General features: G+C 35.2%; 14 protein-coding genes and 1 riboswitch. Of the genes, 2 read left to right on the top strand and 12 right to left on the bottom strand.

The window, feature by feature from the left end; genetic code table 11:
- Nucleotides 1-417 precede the first annotated feature (417 nt).
- The 11 genes from ACGLYD_RS04985 to ACGLYD_RS04935 all read right to left on the bottom strand — a co-directional run bounded on the left by ACGLYD_RS04985 (nt 418) and on the right by ACGLYD_RS04935 (nt 15,211).
- On the bottom strand, nt 418-987 hold the full coding sequence (locus tag ACGLYD_RS04985; RefSeq protein ID WP_399631686.1) for a recombinase family protein: 570 nt from the start codon (nt 985-987) through the stop codon (nt 418-420).
- 601 nt (nt 988-1,588) lie between these two features.
- A complete protein-coding gene (locus ACGLYD_RS04980; protein ID WP_399631683.1) occupies nt 1,589-2,920 on the bottom strand; it encodes a reverse transcriptase domain-containing protein in 1,332 nt (443 codons plus the stop codon).
- Nucleotides 2,917-3,549 (bottom strand): SLATT domain-containing protein, encoded by a 633-nt coding sequence (locus ACGLYD_RS04975; RefSeq protein ID WP_399631681.1) that lies wholly within the window; start codon nt 3,547-3,549, stop codon nt 2,917-2,919. Before ACGLYD_RS04975 ends, ACGLYD_RS04980 begins: the two co-directional genes overlap by 4 nt.
- A gap of 225 nt (nt 3,550-3,774) precedes the next feature.
- On the bottom strand, nt 3,775-4,695 hold the full coding sequence (locus ACGLYD_RS04970) for a hypothetical protein (RefSeq protein WP_399631678.1): 921 nt from the start codon (nt 4,693-4,695) through the stop codon (nt 3,775-3,777).
- A 323-nt stretch (nt 4,696-5,018) separates the two neighbouring features.
- Nucleotides 5,019-6,350: a DUF723 domain-containing protein gene (locus tag ACGLYD_RS04965; protein ID WP_399631675.1), complete on the bottom strand. Its 1,332-nt coding sequence runs from the start codon at nt 6,348-6,350 to the stop codon at nt 5,019-5,021.
- A 465-nt stretch (nt 6,351-6,815) separates the two neighbouring features.
- Entirely contained in the window at nt 6,816-8,297 is a 1,482-nt protein-coding gene (locus tag ACGLYD_RS04960; RefSeq protein WP_399631672.1) for a TOTE conflict system archaeo-eukaryotic primase domain-containing protein, read from the bottom strand.
- A gap of 195 nt (nt 8,298-8,492) precedes the next feature.
- Entirely contained in the window at nt 8,493-9,290 is a 798-nt protein-coding gene (locus ACGLYD_RS04955; protein ID WP_399631671.1) for a hypothetical protein, read from the bottom strand.
- Nucleotides 9,291-10,556: 1,266 nt separating this feature from the next.
- Complete coding sequence (locus tag ACGLYD_RS04950) at nt 10,557-11,594, bottom strand: tyrosine-type recombinase/integrase (protein ID WP_399631668.1); 1,038 nt, start codon at nt 11,592-11,594, stop codon at nt 10,557-10,559.
- 82 nt (nt 11,595-11,676) lie between these two features.
- Nucleotides 11,677-12,765, bottom strand: a complete 1,089-nt coding sequence (locus ACGLYD_RS04945) for a M42 family metallopeptidase (protein WP_067207781.1) — start codon at nt 12,763-12,765, stop codon at nt 11,677-11,679.
- 339 nt (nt 12,766-13,104) lie between these two features.
- Complete coding sequence (locus tag ACGLYD_RS04940) at nt 13,105-14,085, bottom strand: diaminopimelate dehydrogenase (protein WP_067207779.1); 981 nt, start codon at nt 14,083-14,085, stop codon at nt 13,105-13,107.
- 16 nt (nt 14,086-14,101) lie between these two features.
- Nucleotides 14,102-15,211, bottom strand: a complete 1,110-nt coding sequence (locus ACGLYD_RS04935; protein ID WP_399631663.1) for a hypothetical protein — start codon at nt 15,209-15,211, stop codon at nt 14,102-14,104.
- A 168-nt stretch (nt 15,212-15,379) separates the two neighbouring features.
- Here ACGLYD_RS04935 and ACGLYD_RS04930 point away from each other — a divergent pair, with 168 nt between their 5' ends.
- Both ACGLYD_RS04930 and queF read left to right on the top strand, forming a co-directional pair.
- Nucleotides 15,380-16,546, top strand: a complete 1,167-nt coding sequence (locus ACGLYD_RS04930; RefSeq protein WP_067207773.1) for an MFS transporter — start codon at nt 15,380-15,382, stop codon at nt 16,544-16,546.
- A 26-nt stretch (nt 16,547-16,572) separates the two neighbouring features.
- Nucleotides 16,573-16,616, top strand: a riboswitch (PreQ1 riboswitch).
- Between the two features lie 86 nt (nt 16,617-16,702).
- A complete protein-coding gene (queF, locus tag ACGLYD_RS04925) occupies nt 16,703-17,200 on the top strand; it encodes a preQ(1) synthase (protein WP_067207771.1) in 498 nt (165 codons plus the stop codon).
- A gap of 46 nt (nt 17,201-17,246) precedes the next feature.
- Here the strand turns inward: queF and recQ are convergent, their stop codons facing one another.
- Nucleotides 17,247-19,025 carry a DNA helicase RecQ gene (recQ, locus tag ACGLYD_RS04920; protein WP_067207768.1) on the bottom strand — a complete coding sequence of 593 codons (1,779 nt, stop codon included), beginning with the start codon at nt 19,023-19,025 and terminating at the stop codon, nt 17,247-17,249.
- Nucleotides 19,026-19,030: the final 5 nt, after the last annotated feature.

Genomic DNA, 19,030 nt, shown 5'->3' with positions numbered 1-19,030 from the left:
AATTTGCGTCTGCCTAAATGCTTTCCTTGTACTTTCACTATCACTGTTCCTTCCGATTGTCGTTGCAGAACGTTATCACGTTCCCATTCACTTACAAACGCCAACACTTTAAGCGCTAACTTTCCCTGTTATTTGAACAAGAGAATCAATAATATTGTTAAACAGAGCCTAAATATAAAAGGCTGTGATTTTCTACTTCCCGCTTCGCTCTGTTAAAGAATGACTTGTCTATATTTAATTTTAATGATGACATAGGGCATCACCTTATTTCCTTTTCACTTAAATGAACACAAATAGGGCCAATCCCATGTCTGAGATTAGCCCTGTAGTGCATTTAGATTTAGTTTTGTGGGTATTTATTGCTCACTTAAATGCTTCTGAGAGCATTCAATAAGACACCACTAATTAAGTATGTCCTCATAACCCTACCTTCCTTTTGTTAATAGCTCTGTATAGACTGCCTTGTGATACACCTGTTGTCTTGATGATGTCTTTGATTGACCATTCATTTGAATCATACAACCTCAATGCAGATGTGATTACATCACTGTCCACTGTAGGTCTACCAAGCTTCTTACCTCTAGCCTTTGCAGATGCCAACCCTTCCTTAACTCTTTCAACAGTAAGGTTTCTTTCAAGTTCTGCAATCACCATCATCATCTGTAGCATCGCTTTCCCTGTTGGTGTAGATGTGTCCATGCTTTCCTTTAGTGAAACAAACTTCACACCCATATTGCTGAATTGTTCAACCACTGTGAGTATGTCTAGTGTCTTCCTACCAAGCCTACTGATTGACTCCACAATAACTGTATCGCCTTCCCTTACTGTTTCAAGGAGTTGATTGAGTCCGTCTCTGTCCTTCTTAGTTCCTGTATACTGCTCTGTGATAAGTTGGTCATATCCATATGCTTCAAGCGCATCTGTCTGTCTATGTAATTCCTGTTGTAAAGTGGATACTCTAGCATAAGCAATCCTTTTGTTCGTCATGTCACCATCTCCAATCCAATAACCTATTACCAATAGTATAACATTTTGGAAATACTTTTGGTAATGGTTACTGGAAATATTATTGGAAATAGTTTTTGGTAACAAAGGAATGCAGTTGTACCAAGGGTTTCGTATTGTCAGATAATTCATTTCAAATACAGGTGATTCTGGTAACTTAGGTACCTACTAGAATAGATAGATAAAAACCGAATTTTATACAGACAAAAAGAGCAGTCGCTGTGACTCCCCCCCTCAACCTTCACGCTCTAACAATCTGTATATCGTTCCTGTGCCTACTATGTAAGTTTTTCTTATGTCTGCTATTGAAGTGCCATTTGGGTATGCTTCAAGAATTGCATTTCGTCTTACTTCTTCCTCTCCACCTTCAACCAACTTAGTCTTACGACCTTTGTATTTACCTTTTTCTTTAGCGATTGCGATTCCTTCCGCTTCAACTTAATATCATCAAGTTCTTTCTCATGTGCCTGTTCCTCCATTAACGATTTGTTACCATATTTGTAACTATTTATACAGTAATGGTCAAACGGTAATTAAAAAACGTTCTCTTTTTTGCAAGAGAACGTTTAACAATTAATTTATTTTATGAAATATGTTGAATATCTTTTTCTAATTTCTTTATTGTTTTAAAGACATAACTTCTAAATTTTTTATCAATCGCTTCATCGTTTAATTTATTTATATTTTTTAGACTTACAACATTAATCAAAAAATCCTTTTTTTGATTAATGGTATATTTATCGAAATTCGGTATATATTTACTTGTAGACCTTTTATAAAGGATTTCATGATGAGTCTTCACAAAGGACTTTATTGTTTTAGGACTAATATTTTTTATATTGAAACGTTTAAAAAGCTTTAATATAAAACTATCTAATTTATATAGAGTTTCTATATCATCAATTTGAGAATAGAAAAATACCCATCCATACTTTTTTTCATCTATTATTCCTCCTGTTATTTTTAGGTTTAAACTCCAAACGAACTCACTTGATCTAGTGTAATTTGAATATTTATATTTCGTGAACACTTCTATTAATGACTTTTCTAACTTATATACATTCTCCTGCCTTACACCAGTTTTTTTATTATTAAATCTATAACCCAAAAAAGTAAATTCCTCATGTAAATAACCATACTTATTTTTATCGGTGTTTATACTTAAATTCAATTTTTTTATTTCATTTATTAAGTTTAGTTCTATCATATTTTTATCTTTATCATTACAGATAATTAGAATGTCATCTACATACCTAAAATATCCACATTTATTCTGCTGAGAATATTCATAATCTAATTGGTTCATATATATGTTTGCTAAAATGTTTGATATTGATAAACCTTGTGGAACACCCAGATTATTAAAAGGATAAGGTTTTTGAGTATATGAAGTAATAGTCGGTGTTCTAATTGCTTTTGTTACAAGATTAATTATTTCTTTTTTTCTGATTTTTTTATTTAGTTTTTTAAGTATTAATTCATGTGAAATATTATCATAAAATTTCTCTATATCTATTTTAATAAAGTAATTATAATTGGGATTATTTATTGATTTTTTCATTTTAAAAATCACTGTTTGAACAATTTCATTATTAATTTCCTTGATATATACTTTTGATAACAAGGTATGAAGAATAGTCAGAGTTAATTTATCTCTAAGTGAAGGTATTGATATAATTCTTGGGTATTTACCTCTTCCTTTGTTTATTAACTTTTCCTTGTAAGGTACAAAATTGTATGTATTATTATTCACTTTCCTATGTATAATGTCTAAATATAAATCCATATTTTTTTCAAATGATACGTCATTAACACCGTCAATTCCCGTTGAAGGTTTTAATTTAATTTTTTCTTCATAAATTTTTCTAATACTCTTTAGTTTATATAATCGATTAAATATTTTATATGCACTCATTTAATCCAACCTCTAAATAAATTAATTATGGGCTTATAGAATGGGAATAAAGTCAAAATTAATATAATCAAAATATATCCTAAATTATATAAAGTATATTTAACATAACGAAAAGCATATTTAACATAATCAGTCTTTTTTTTAAAATCTTTCTGACTAACTTGAAATTTTAGATAATCATACGCATTATGATTTTCTACTTCATCAAGTATTTTTTGATAACTACTTCTTATAATTTCAAACCTTCCTCTAACTATATCCCTGTGTAATTGGGGTAAATCATTCTTCAGAATCTCTAAATCACCTATTAACTCGTCTAACTTAATATAACAAGACTTCAAGTTAACTATTCGTTCCTTATAATTTAGTGAATTTACACCAATTGTTCCAGCAAATAAAAACAATGAGGCAATTACAGTAATAAATGAGAGTTGATTACTGTCAACATTAGAATAAAGCGTCCAAATAGAAATACTTAAAACTACTAATGTAAAATAGTTTATTGAAAATTTAGCTATTCGATTTGTTGAAATAAGTCTCTCTGATGAGTTAATTCTGCATTTTCGAGTTATCCATATTTTATCTGATAATCTTCTAATCATTTCTTCATTCAATAAATTCACGCCCATATCTAAATTGAGACCCCTAAATCATTTACATTATCATCTTAAAAAAGACCGAAGGGTAGTTAATCAAACCACCAAACTTTAAAGGATATGTACATCCTTGTTAATTAGCCACATTCCCACGTCAAAATAGGAATCTTCTGTTAAAAAAACCAGAATAGGGGTCTCATTATAAATCTATCAGTTTTGTTTCTTTATGTAAACATATTTCAGTCTATATGGACATATTTAGTTTAACATTTTACTTACTGGAAGAAATATATTTCCTGTTTGGGAAGCATGACGTCTCTTTCTTACTATTAAAGAAACAATATCAATTTGATTTTCCAAAACGGCTAATAAATCCATACCATCCATCAATAATATTGAACTTCTTCCAGATGAATATATCTTGACTGCATCTTTTGAAAAGCCATTTATCGAAAGAAATAATCCTAAAGTATTATCTAACTTCCTACCAATCTTTCCAGAAAAAGCATCCAAATCTGAAGCATTTACAGAAAAACTTTGCCACTTTGCCTCAAATAAATAATCTGTACCCTCAAGACTAAAAGCACCATCTATCTGCTCACCAACATTTCTAAATGACGCCTTTGGGTCTAAATCAAACAAATCAAATATGTCATATAAAACCTTTTCAAGTTCGAACCCTCTATTTTGAAATTCTTTAGATATAACTAATTTTGAATATCTACTATTTATTTCATCTAAACGTGTTAATATTGCTTGTTTTGCTCTAATTATTTCTTGATTTTTTAAGCGTGAATCAATAATTCCCTTTTCTTTTTTTATTTTTTCATCATGGTTTTCAATCAATACTCTTAAATCATTTACAGACATCCTTGCTTTTGCAACTTTTTTTCTACCATCTTCAAGTTGTTCTAGATGTCGGAAATTATCCATTTGAGACACTGCATATAGCAATCTCCTAATATCCCCCAAGTTCTTCTCTTGCTCTTTCATTAACTCATCAATAACATCCGAAACAATTTGTCTTTTAATATCATTCTTCCAATCGGCATTATTAATAATTGAGCGATTAGATATACAATTGATTAGAAAACTTTTCAAATCATTTTTATACCAATATACGTTGCAAAGTGCTTCTTTTAAGGATTGTATAGCTAAAACCGAAATTTTTACCTCCATTTAACGAACACTCCTTTTTTTAAACAAAAACTTTAGTACTAATATTGTATCTATTATAACCTCTTCTTCCAAACTAATCCTATCACTTTCTCGTTATCTAATGTCATCAAATCTTATTTGAGATAAAATCATTCATTTATACAAATAAAAACCCCATAAAATGGGGTTTTAAACTTTTTACTTTGTGTTTAAATTCTGTTAGCATTACGTTTACCCTACTTGGAATGAGAATACACAGGCTAAATGAACATCTATACCATAGAGTTTTTAATACTTATTCAGTTTATACAAATTCTAAAAACAACATCTCTTTCTTTGGTAGGTCACTCTAATAATTCTTTTTTTAATATATCTTCAATACTATTGAAATTTAAATAATGTATCTCTAAAAGCTTCAATTTATTATCTATACAATAATTACGTTTAATCTCGTCATTTCTTTTTATATACTTATATCCTTCTTCACCACCAAAATAAGCGATAGGTTTAAAATGTTGAATCCCTTGATATTCTATGAGAAATGATAGTTTCTTATTTTTAAAAACTGCAAAATCAAAAGGAAGCTGTGCTTGGTTTTTACAATCTGGAAATCTAAACTGCCTTTCATATGTTATATGATGATTACCATCTAGAAAAGTAGATATTCTTTTTTCCCCCTTACTTTCTCTACATTTTGGACATCTCCTACCACCCAAAAAGTTGTTCGGCAATACTGCATACTCATATCCACAGACATTATGAATTATTTTAATATGAGTATTATTGTTAATATATTTACTTATAACTTTATATTCATCTCCGACCAAATTATCAATACTCTCTTCAAATTGCTCTTGTGTTTTCCTGAAAATATTGCCTATTTTCTCATTACCACAATCATTGCACCCTTGACCAGACTTGATTTTCGCATATGTAATATAATTTTCCCTATCTGAATGATGAGGGCATATATATCGCATGGGAGTTAAGCTGTTTATAAATTCTTTTTCTAGTAAAATATAGTCCTTTTCTTCAAAGGCTCTTTTAATCTCTTCAAAATCAGTTCTATTCTTTTCTGCAGAAGATTCTCTTCCGCAATAATAACACCCCTGCCCCCTAAGTAAATTAGTTAGATACATTTTTTGTTCTTTATCTGGGTGTATATGACATACATATCTAAGGGGTGTTATGTTATTAACATATTTATCATCATTTAATATGAAACCTCTTTTTTCAAATTCTTCTCTAACTTCTTCATACGTGTACTTAACAACTCCAGCACAGTATGGACAACCATAACCACTTTTTAGATTATTCAGATGGATAGACAAATCTTTATCTGGATGATGAGGGCATTTGTATTTCATTTTTGTTTTTGCACTTCTGTATTCTGTTTCTAGTAGTTCATATCCTCTCTTAGAAAACTCTTCTCTCGCTTGCTCTATATTAAGCTTATTTCTTTCACCTGTGTGTTTATAACTACAATATTTACACCCTTTTGAATTCCTCATTGAATCCCAAGAGGTTTCAGTTTCTCCATGAATTTCACATCTATATCTGATAACCCATTTCACTTTGCCATTAAACTCTTTTCTTCCATGATGAACATAGGTAATATTTAATTCATCACACTTTTTAACAACTTTTTGTAATTCTAATTTTGGAATACCTACCATTTAAATCCTCCCATTTCATTTAATAATTAGTCTATTCTTACCAAAGCAATGTTTTATATTTAGAATTATTTTTAAGGCTAATCAAAGATTTCTCTTGTACGTTTTTACCTATAATAGGTTATTAATATAGACGGTTGCATTAGCAATGCCATATAACTAAATAGAATCACTAGAGCAATATTACCAAGCAATAAAACCAATGATTCTAAGAGAAACTGATATGAAATGTCATAGTCATAAAAACAAAATGTAACTTTCCTATCATGAAGAGTAAGAAGGCATTGGCGAACGCCCTCTCACTTATGTAGTCTATGCTTGTGTAAACCTTGATTAGCATTACGTTTCAATCCATATGAATATTTGTATTTTATTTAAACTCATACTTAAGGCTATTCAAAGATTTCACTTGTACGCTTTTACCTATAATAGGTTATTAATATATACGGTTGCATTAGCAATACCATATTAGCTAATTAGCTTAACAAGACTCTCATAATGTCTTCTAGGTAGCATACTCTTTAAAGTCTTTTTATCATAGAAGTGCAAAATACAAGAATTAAATGAATCAGTATAATTCAAACCACTGTATACTACTCTGAATGAAGCATCCTCTTCTTTTTCATACTCAATATTCATATTATAAATGTTTGGCTTTTTTTCTTTTTTAATAACCTTGCCATTCTCATCCTTTACTTTGCGATTACGTTCGATAATTTCCAAAATACCACTATGTTCAAGTTTATTTATTAGATTTCTTGTCGTTTTTTCAACTAAACCACTTGCATCGCTCATTTGCATATATGTCATATAAAAATTTCCATTCTTCATTGCATATCTTTTACTATGTATGAGTAAGCAATAGGTCAACAGTTTTTCATTTTTACTTTTCAATTGCAATATCTGTCTCATTTCCTCATATGTAACAAATAAATCCTTTTCTTCTATCGTTAAACTTATCTCATTTTCATATATGTACTTGACGATTGATTGTATATCTTTAATTCCATCGTCCCATTTAGTTGTATAGTTCCTTGTATCTTGCTCGCCCATCCATTCAACTAACGCCTGGTAACATTCTTCATTTGTTAAGCCTTGAAAACGGAAATATTTACCTAATTTATACAATGAATTATGTCTCATGCCTGTTGTAGTTAATCCTGTATGTAACAATTTCTCAATTGCTTCAATCGTTTCTTTTTCACCTATGTTTTCTCTATATATTTTTAAGGGTGTATACTTGCTTTCAATAAATCCTCTTACTTCTTCAACCTCTCTTACTTCTACTTCTTCAAGCACATCACGTTCACGTTCTAAGATATTGTATATAATTCCAACATCCATTTGTTTAATCTTTAGAATATATTTCTTACTCCGAATAGGCTTTAATCCTTTGTCATAATTTACATACCAACAACGAAGTTTACGCTTATTTTTAAAATTAATACCTAATGGAATTTTTACACCTTGCTTCATTGCGTTAGGTCTATATTCTACTTGTCCATAGTCAATGTTCGCCAAGTCTCCTGCATTCATTACTAATAGGTATAATTCATAAGCATCTCCATTTTTGATTGGGTTATTGAAATACAATTCTACGTGATAGCCTTTATTCCCGCTTAAGGAGATATGTATATCATCATCTGGAATCCCAATTTCTATTAAACAATTAACTAAACGATAAACAGTCCATTTAGCTTTATCCTCGTCTTCAGCATCAACATCAAAACATATAAATTTCGTATGATTATTAGAAGAAAAAACACCTACCGTTGCTGTTCCTTCTAAATGCCTCTGTATTACATAATCATTTAGTGGATATACCTTTTTATTTTTATATATGTTAAATGTTTGATAATTACCAAGTTCAGATAGAATCAAATACTGATACCTTGCCAAAATAAACAGCTCACTTATTTTTTCTATTATATCCTTGTCTTTATTAACCATATTGTTCCTCTTTTCTCTTAAAAAGAGTAAAGAGGTAATTCCATATATGTTTAATTATTTGCATTATATATTTTCAATAATTTTATGTTTTATATTTGATGTTCTTGGAACACCCCTTTAACCTTCAGTAAATTGAATTTATTTATTCTAACTTTAACTTTGATTTTGACATTCTCATGTTATCAAGCATTAAATTCATGCTGTAATCAATTGGCTTCCATCAATCCAAATACCATAACTATCAAAGCTATATTGATTATTACTTATTATGTATTCCTTTCCTGTATCGTAATCTACAAGTATTTTCTGCTTAGTAACAATACCTTTATAAAGTGGGGAATCCTGTTTTTCCAACATGCCATTAGGAGTTTGTATAAGTATAGAGTAACCATTACCTACGCTAAGTATCTTCCCACTATCCTTAAAGAGATTTATAGTGCTATATGCAGGAATACTCAATTCTTTCATAACATCCTTCGTAGATTCGTAATCTGTTATTCTCACAACATTTAAACCCTTGATAAATACCACTTTGCACTTTATAGAATTAGCTTTGATTGAGTTTTCTCCATGAGATAATACTTGAATATTTCCCATTGTATAATGACCGCCTTTTTCAATATTTGATTCTATGCGGTCTATAGTTGGTCGTGAATTTGGTAATCTCCTACCTTCATTGTATATTTCGCTTAGTTCTACCCAATTACTCCAAAACTCTGTATTATTCATTAAGGCTTCCTTCATTTTTACAGGCTTTTTCCAGTCACACTTAACTCCTTTATACGCTTCTTTTTTATCACTTCTTACTCTCTCTAGTACCCTTATACAAGACCTATGTAATAAATACTCCGCTAATTCAATTCCTGTATAGTCGTCAATTTTACTTCTGTTTATATCACTTCTACATTCTTTACAAATTTCCCCTTGATGATAATATTCCTCTCTCTTAACATAATGATTTCTCTTGCTACAATAAAACTTCTGTTGGTTCATAATAATGATTCTCCTTAAATTTTTTCTCCCTTTCTCGCTAATCTGTTGACAAAGGATTTCACACCCTGTACAATAAAGGTAAGGTAATACAATTTTGTCCACAGTCAAGAAGTGAGAGTTCTATAAATATACCATTAATCGCTAATTTTGTCAAGTTCATATCTTACGATAAAAAACTACTATCAATTTATTGATAGTAGTTTTTTTAGTTCTCCCTAATCAAGGTTAAATATTCTTAAGGTTTCTCATGTACTAGGATTGCATCATAGTTTTTAGGCGAATATATCATTTAAATAGTAATATGCCCTCCAAAAACTCTTTTCATTTGTAGTCCTTCCAAGATTTTGCTCATTCTAGTTCAAAATCCTTGCTCACTATTTTACATAGAAATAAAGACTTCCCATGTTGCAGAGAAGCCCTTGGAAGCTTGAACTATTTGATTGTGAATTGCCCCCCCTATCCCACGTACGTAAGAAACATCTCAATTAAGGTGTTTTAAGAGCATTTAATTCACTTTCATACGCTGTATTAATTAACAGAATGCGGGGACTGTATAGCTATTGGGGTTTCTGTGACAATGAACGTTTCGAATTGGTTATAACTATCCCGCACATCCACAATAATCTTGTTCTTTTAAAGTGTGCTTCTCCGCTAAATACCCTTCATAAGCATTTAATTTAATATATTCGCTGTGACATAAATAATTTGAGTGGCGGCGCATTGTCTTTTATATAGAAGTTATAAACTGACATATCAAATTGCTGCATTAGTATTAGTATTAGCATTGAAAAAATAACTGCCTACATCAAAGACACAAGTAATCTTGAGTCAAAGACATAGTCAGCCATCACAACATGAATCCATCATTTGCATTATCGCTCTACGTTCTGTCACATAGCATCAATGTTCATCCCACTAGCTACGAGGGACTCAGACAGCATGTAGTGTCTCCTACACAACCCGTTCCACTCAGACCGCCTAACTCATATCATTCAATCCCAAGAACCGACAAGGAAGCCCCTAGAGGTGTCCTAGACTTAATTATTACATTTAGCTACGTTCAAATTTATTTGATTGATTTTAAACAACTACCAAAGAGCTATACCCTCAACCTGCATAAAAAAAGACAATAGGAAGCTATACTTTGCAAATCCACTTTTTTGAAGAAAAAACAAAAGCATATTAATCGCTCTATTCAGTTGTATTCCCATACTACTAAAAAGCGTGTAAAGACTAGTTACTGCAACAACCATTCTTCTTTTTTGTCTAAAGATAGTCACGTAAGTTCTCTGCAACTGTTTCCTCGTCTAAATACAAATATCTACTTGTTGTTTGAAGGCTATCATGACCAAGAGCATGTGAAACAAGATTAATATTTGCACCTCTCTTTATTAAATTTTGCGCATACAAGCGTCTAATACTATGTGCATTGATATTCTTTAACCCATAGCGTTTACTATACTTCCATAAATTTTTCGCAATTAAATTTGATGGTGAAACCGTGTCTTTAATCGGCGTCGCAGTGCTTGTTAAAAAGATATTAGTATTCTTATTCTGATACTCCCTGCGCATTTCTGAATTTACTTCAATTAATTGTTGAAGTAGCGAACACATATCGTCATCTAAAGGTAATTTCAAGGCTCTGTGGCTTTTCATAATATCTCCTGTCAAATAAAGCACTTGATTATTAAAATCTATATGCTTTTCTTCTAATAAGCCTAAGGTTGTAATACGAATCCCTGTCTTGTAGAGCAGTAATACTGCAACACTATCTCGAAATCCTGAGTATGTTGTCTTGTCTAGCAGTGATAGTAAAATACTCAAATCATTTTCCTCAGAGGGCTTCTTAATCGTCTTATTTACTTTGATTTTGATATTTTTCCAATACTTCACCTTAATCCACCCATTGTCATAACAACGCCCTAAAACCGCCGTAAGCGTCTTTAAGCGGTTGAGCTTGGAAATGTCTTTAATATCACCAAGGAGCGATAAGTACTCGTAAATCTTATCTACATTGATTTCATGTAAATACTCTACCTTTACCAATTCAGCAAACCGTTTAAACTGGTAATTATAATCGTCAATTGTTCGCTTGCGTAAACCATTCAACTTCATTTGCTGATTGAGTACGAGCATTGCATGGTGAATAGTAATGTTCTTAATACTCTTTTCATTTACAATGGGCATATACAATTTATCTAAAATGCTTTGTTCCTCTGAAATTGGCTCTTCTTCCTTTTGAGCTTGAATTGCTAAAATCCTCGTATCAATATCAATATTGATATATTTTTTTGGTCTGACCAACGCAAAAAGCCTCCTAACATTTTAGTTAGAAGGCAAAACAATGATATTTCCTCTTAGTTCTTTCCGATGTTCTTTCCGCAGCTTATTCAAATGTAATCTTATTCACCGTGTCACGGTCTAATTTCTTAATGACTGCGACAATCAGTTTCACTGTATTTTCATAATCGTCGCGGTGCAGGATACCTGCATGAGAGTGAATATAACGTGTTGGAATACAGATTGCAAGTGATGGTACGCCATTGCCTGACAGATGAATTGAACCTGCATCTGTTCCTCCGCCTGGAATCGTTTCAAACTGATAAGGAATGCTATTCTCTTCAGCTGTGTCAACAACAAGTTCACGCAACCCTTTATGCGATACCATTGAAGCATCGAATAATAGAATTTGTGGACCATCGCCCATTTTACCAGTAGCTTCTTTGGACGTAACACCTGGCGTGTCGCCAGCGATTCCTACATCAACTGCAAATCCGATGTCCGGCTGAATTTTCGTTGCCGCTGTGCGCGCACCACGAAGACCTATTTCTTCTTGTGCAGCCCCCACTCCGAAAACGATATTTGGATGTTTTTCATCTTTAAGCGCTTTCATTACGTCAATCGCAATTGCACAGCCGATACGGTTGTCCCACGCTTTTGCAAGAAGGTATTTTTCATTATTCATCACTGTGAATTCGAAATACGGTACAACCATATCTCCAGGTAGAATGCCCCACTTCATTGCTTCTTCTTTCGAAGTTGCACCAACGTCAATGAACATATCTTTAATATCGACCGGTTTTTTACGCGCTTCAGGCGATAAGATATGCGGTGGTTTCGATCCAATAACACCTGTAACTGTGTCCCCTTTGCGTGTAACGATTGTCACGCGCTGTGCAAGCATCACTTGTGACCACCAGCCGCCTACTGTTTGAAATGATAGGAAACCTTTATCGTCAATTTTAGAAATCATGAATCCAACTTCATCAAGATGTCCCGCTAGCATGATTTTGGGTCCATTCTCATCGCCAGTTTTCTTCGCGATTAATGAACCGAGACCATCCTGTTCAATATTATCTACAAATGGCTCTATGTACTTTCTCATAACTTCACGGGGTTCACGTTCGTTACCAGGAATCCCTTTTGCGTCTGTAAGTTCTTTCAGCATTACTAACGTTTCATCTAATTTCGTCAATTCCTTCGACCTCCTAAATAAATCGTACATGAGTAGTATATGCGAAAAGTGCACTATTATCAAAACATTTAGGATTGAGAATCAAATAAAGTAGAGAGTTGATTGAAATCACTATATAGTCGGCACTCAACAAGTGGAATGTTCTTCCAAAAAAACTTAGTCGCTAGATTTGTTCGTTATACCCTGCAAGATATACCACCTTGTTAACTACAAATAAGTAGTGCCGAATATATAGTAATAAACAAAACATCTCCATAAAAACAGCGTTACCTCAACTATAGAGGTAACGCTGCCGTTGTTTATTCAAAAAGCAATATGCATTTCTATTTCCAAGTACAATTACAGCAATTCTTTCCGTAAATCTGCAGCACTTTTTGGAGAAAGCAATCCAGGCGCAATGTCGAAGACTGTTTTCGCACCCGTCTCACCGTTCTGATGCAACCTATAAGCTGCGCGTGCGTACGCAACAAGCACGCTTGATGTGAATTCAGGGTTGCTGTCGAGTTTCAAGGAATACTCCATCACTTGTGCGCTGTCTTCTCCTGTCTTACCGCTGCGAATCACGAAACCGCCGTGTGGCATCGCAGAGTGATCCTGTTTCAATTCTTCTTCAGTAATAAAAGTCACTGTCGTATCGTAATCTGTAAAGTAGTCAGGCATCGTGACAATCGTTTCTTTCACTTTGTTGCCGTCAACGCCATCTGCTAAGACTACATAACATTCGCGGGTATGCTTCTCACGCGTAGTCAATTCTGGTAACGAACCGCTACGCACTTTGTCAACTGCGTCCGGAACAGGAATTGTATATTGGACAGCACCTTTTACGCCTTCAATTCTTCTAAGCGCATCGGAATGTCCTTGGCTCAATCCTTTGCCCCAGAACGTGTAAGTAGCACCTTCCGATAAAACTGCTTCGCCGTACAAACGATTGATGGAGAACAAACCTGGATCCCAGCCGACTGAAATGATGGCAATCTTACCGTTAGGTTTAGCCGATGCATCTACAGCTTCAAAATAACCCGGAATTTTCGCATGTGTATCAAAGCTATCCACCGTGTTGAATAAAGCTGATAGTGCCGGGCCTTGCTCTGGTAAATCATTTTTCGATCCGCCGCAAAGGATGAGTACATCGATTGCATCAGTAAATTTATGGATGTCATCCATCATATGTACGGATACATTGCCATTCAGTAATTTCACATCTTCCGGATTTCTCCTTGTAAACACACCAACCAGTTCCATATCTTTATTCTGATTGATTGCAGACTCAACACCGCGTCCCAAATTTCCGTAACCTGCAATTCCGACTCTAATTGTCATCGTCGTATTTCCCCTTTCAATCTGTTGCATTCAATTTCAGCAATTTATAGTATAAGTTTATCTCTTTATTGGTCATTTTTCTATATAACTCGTCCGCTTTCGTAAAAAAAACTTCATCAATGGCAACAAACCCATAGCCACCGCCATTTTGTCTTAGCACAGGAAGGCCCTCGTATTTTAAGGGATAGCCGCCTTCCTCGCGAATAAACCCTTTTAACGACTTCATATATTTCATAATTTCACTATGCAATTTTTCATTACCATGCATCGGTTCCGATGATGTAAAAATAAGCGTCGTCGTCTCACCGTATGAACCCGTTCCGATTGAATCTGCCACATTTTCTGCAATCCATCCTGTAAACCGACCTTTGACACCTAGACGACTAATTTTATCAAAAGCTGAGCTTAGAATTTTAATTTTCATCAAAGTCAAGTCTGATTCCTCTTCCTTTAGCTTCTCATTATCAAAATGCATGACCCATCCTCCAGTCGTCATTTCTCGATCTGATACGCTTTCTAGGCCGACAAAAGGTCCGAATTTGCTGGGTTCATCACTATACAGCTCTGCGAAAGTGTTTTGCATATCTTCTTGGACCGCTTCGGGCATGTTCACAAGCAGTTGCTTTTCTATTGTGAACACTTCATTCACAATCTGCCCAAAATAGAATGGTATCTCTTTTTGAATACTGATTAATGCTGCAGCCAATCGGGAGCTCTCGTCTTCAAGACGGAGATTCAGCAAAAATGGAATTGTTTCCACCTGACCGTTACGCTTCCAAATAATTGCTTCCATCATTATCCTATCAACAGAAGATTGCACATGTTTCACAGCAATACCCGCTTTGATGATTTCCTCCACATCGAAATAATCCGTTAGAATGAACAATTCGATAGAAGTATCTGCTTTAAGATGCGGGATTAATGACACTCCTGCAGCAAATGATTTGTGAACGCCCCTATATTCAGGTTGTTTCAAATCGGGAGAGGGCATGTTTACTAAATCCCTCGCAAAAAACGGTTCGGAATAATGTTCCAAGTCTAGTTGAACGAAAATATATCGCTTTTCAATTTCATTTACAATTTCGCTATCATCTTGTTTTTTAAATAAGTTTGTAAAAAAGCCCACTCACCGTTTCCCCCTTTACCCATTCATATATTTCATTAATCTTATCGTTATCTTTCATTAATTGCTAAAGAATATGTTTTGTTCACAATCTCTCCTTTTCCCCTTAGGTCCAAATAATGCTAAAGTATAGGGTAGGATGTTATCTATTAATTGAAAAGAGGCTTCATTATGCGTGGTTTTGTTTACCTCATCGTTTTCTTCTCGTTTTTTGATTTATTTTCGCAACTGCCTGTCATGAGCCCATTTGCATTATCTCTTGGTGCTACACCATTTTTAGTTGGACTTGCAGTTGGTATGTATTCATTTTCAAATACTATCGGGAATGTCATTTCCGGTTTCATGACTGACAAAAGAGGACCTTTTTTCATACTCGTACTTGGACTATTTGCTTCGGCACTCTCTCTCTTCCTCTACGCGTTTGTTGATGGACCAATGTCATTGCTCGGTGTCCGCTTTGTCCATGGTTTTATGGAAGGGCTAATTGTACCAGCTGCGTTCACTTTCCTGGCAAATCGTGCAGAAGAATCTAAACGAGGTAAAAGTGTTGCAATTTCAGGTGCATTCGTTGGATTGGCAGCGATTATCGGTCCAGCTTATGGTGGTATTGTGGCAGCTAAAACAAGTACACCTTTCATTATGGCGGTCAACGGCGGCATCATGATGCTACTGGCAATACTTGCATTCTTTGTTCTCCGATCGTTTACATATGTACGAAAACAGCCTTCAAAAGGAGCTGACAGTTTCCGTGTCAGATATCTTTTCCAACATCCGGGGATGGTCAGAGCATTCGCGGGAGCATTCTTCTTAATGTTCTCACAAGGTGTACTTGCCCTTGTGTTGCCGCTAAAAGTTGAATCACTTGGATTTGATACCAAAACAACGGGGTTGTTACTAAGCACATTTGGCGTCGTCGCTATTCTCATCTTCTTATTGCCAATCAATCGAGTTTTTGACCGTGTACGGCCAGTTGTGACACTTGCATTCGGAATAACACTTATGGGATTAAGTATGCTGTTCCTGAGTCAAGTTGAGGAATTGAATTACTTATATATTGCAATGTGTATTTATGGGGCTGGATTCGCTTTCCTCTTCCCATCCATCAACTCGCTGCTAATCGATTCTTCATCTCCTGAATTTCGCGGGAAAGCATATGGTTACTTTTACGCGTTCTTCTCGATTGGTGTCGTTGCAGGTTCAAGCTTGATTGGATTCTTGGACTTGGAGTACCGAGGCGCTTTCATGCTGACAGGATTCATCCTCCTCGCTGTCGCTTTATATGCCTTGATTGGCTTGAAGAAAAAAGGATCTATTGACAAATCATCGCACGTCCTATAATGTCAGATACGAAATGAATACCCTGTTCGGGAGAGGTTCATAGCGACCCTCTATAAAAAACTATGGATGACGGAATTTACGCCATGTGCATTCGATATGGCCGTTTTCCCGGCGCCTATGGACCTCCCTGACAAAATATACGGGAGGTTTTTTTAATTGGCTGGAAGAGATGAAGCAACATTGACCGACTTAACTTTGCTCGGCAATCAAAACACGAAATACGTGTACGAGTACAACCCCGATGTTTTAGAGGCTGTCGACAATATGCATGTGGATCGCGATTACTTTGTTAAATTCAACTGTCCGGAGTTTACATCACTTTGTCCGATGACAGGGCAACCCGATTTCGCGACGATGTATATCAGTTTTGTGCCGGATAAAAAACTTGTGGAGAGTAAAGCACTCAAATTATATCTATTCAGTTTCCGAAATCATGGCGACTTTCATGAAGACTGCGTCAATATTATTATGAATGACATAATCAAACTAATTGAACCGCGTTATATCGAAGTATGGGGGAAATTTACGCCGCGTGGCGGCTTGTCAATCGATCCTTATTGCAACTATGGCAAACCCGAAACAAAATATGTACAAATGGCGGAACACCGGATGATGAATCACGATATGTATCCGGAAAAAGTTGATAATAGATAATTTGATAACAAAAAACCATCCGGACTGTTCATTGTCCGGATGGTTTTTATGCGTTTTGCATTTGAAAAGTCTTGATTTCTTCCATGAAAGCTTCCCCGTATCTTTCCAATTTCGCAAGACCAACACCATTTACTTCGAGGAAATCATCATTTGTAACAGGCATTCTTGCCGCCATATCACGCAACGTTTTATCTGAAAAGACGACGAACGGCGGTACACCCGCTTCTTGAGCCAGTTTCATACGTAGTGCACGAAGCTGGTCGAATAGTGGATCATCATTCGCAACTTGCATTGTAATAACAGTCACTTTTCGATTGACTGTCACTTTACCTGTCAGCACATCTTTCCCTTGTTCACTGACGTAAATGGTTGGAAACTGCCCATTCTCCACGCCAAGATAACTTTCTGAAATGATGAACTCGATGAAATCAGATATATCTTTTGCGCTACGCCCTTTCATTAAACCGTATGTCGTTAATTTATCGAAACCGAATTCAATCACCTTCTTGTTCCGAGATCCTGTTAATACTTGTGCAATCATCGCCTTGCCAAACCGTTGTCCCATTCGAATGACACATGACAATACTTTTTGAACGTCTTCAGTCACATCCGTACTTTCACGTGTGTCGGTACAATTTGCACAGCGACCGCAGTCCTTCACATCTGTCTCTCCGAAATACAAAATAATGAATTTCTGAAGGCATGTTTCTGTATGGCAATAGTCAATCATTGACTGCAATTTTTCAAGCTCTGCCGGAATTCTGCTTGGGTCTTGTGATTGATCAATCAAGAAACGCTGGGTTTGTACATCCTGTGATGAAAATAGCACAGTACAAGCACTGTCAAGCCCATCACGTCCTGCACGCCCTGCCTCCTGATAATAGCTCTCCATATTTTTCGGCATCTGGTAATGAATAACATAGCGGATATTGGATTTATCAATTCCCATGCCGAATGCATTTGTCGCAACCATGACTGACGCCTCATCATTCAAAAAACGGTCTTGTCCAGACTGACGTTCAATATCTCCAAGTCCAGCATGATATTTCGCAACAGACACTCCACTTTTTTGAAGAATGTCGTGCACATGATCAACCGCTTTTCGTGTAGCAGCGTAAATAATGCCCGCTTCTCCTTCATTTTTACGGACGTATTCTTTTACAAATTTTTCACGGTCTTGCCCTTTGACGACCGAAAAAGTGAGGTTTGCCCGCTCAAATCCTGTCATAACCGTATTATTTTCACTAATTCCAAGCTGACGGCAAATATCTTCCCGGACAGCTGGTGTGGCAGTAGCTGTTAGTGCAAGGAGAACCGGCTTTTTATCAAATAGAGAAACAATACTGCTTATATTGCGGTAACTTGGACGAAAATCGTGACCCCATTGCGAAATACAATGTGCTTCGTCAATAGCGACCATCGGAATTGTCATCCGCCGCAACTGATTTTTGAAAGACGGTGAGTCAAGACGTTCAGGGGCGACGTAAAGAAGCTGATACTCGCCCAACACGGCTCTCTCCATTGTTTCAAAGTATTCCTCTGATGAAAGTGAACTATTGATATACGCTGCGGGAATCCCTACTTGGTGGAGTGCATCGACTTGGTCTTTCATCAGTGAAATAAGTGGTGAAATAACAAGAACGGTGCCATCCATCACGAGTGCGGGCACTTGGTAACAGACAGACTTCCCGCCCCCCGTCGGCATAACACAAAGTGTATCCTGATAGCTCATAACGCCCCGGATAACTTGCTCCTGACCTGTCCTAAAAGAAGGATACCCAAAATATGTTGTCAATATCGATAAAGCTTTTTCGATTTGGACCATCTCCT

It is taken from the genome of Sporosarcina sp. SG10008 (assembly GCF_044569405.1).
GTDB classification, from domain to species: Bacteria; Bacillota; Bacilli; order Bacillales_A; family Planococcaceae; genus Sporosarcina; species Sporosarcina psychrophila.
The sequence above is the reverse complement of the archived record's forward strand: the minus strand, read 5'-3'. Positions and strand labels throughout refer to the sequence as shown.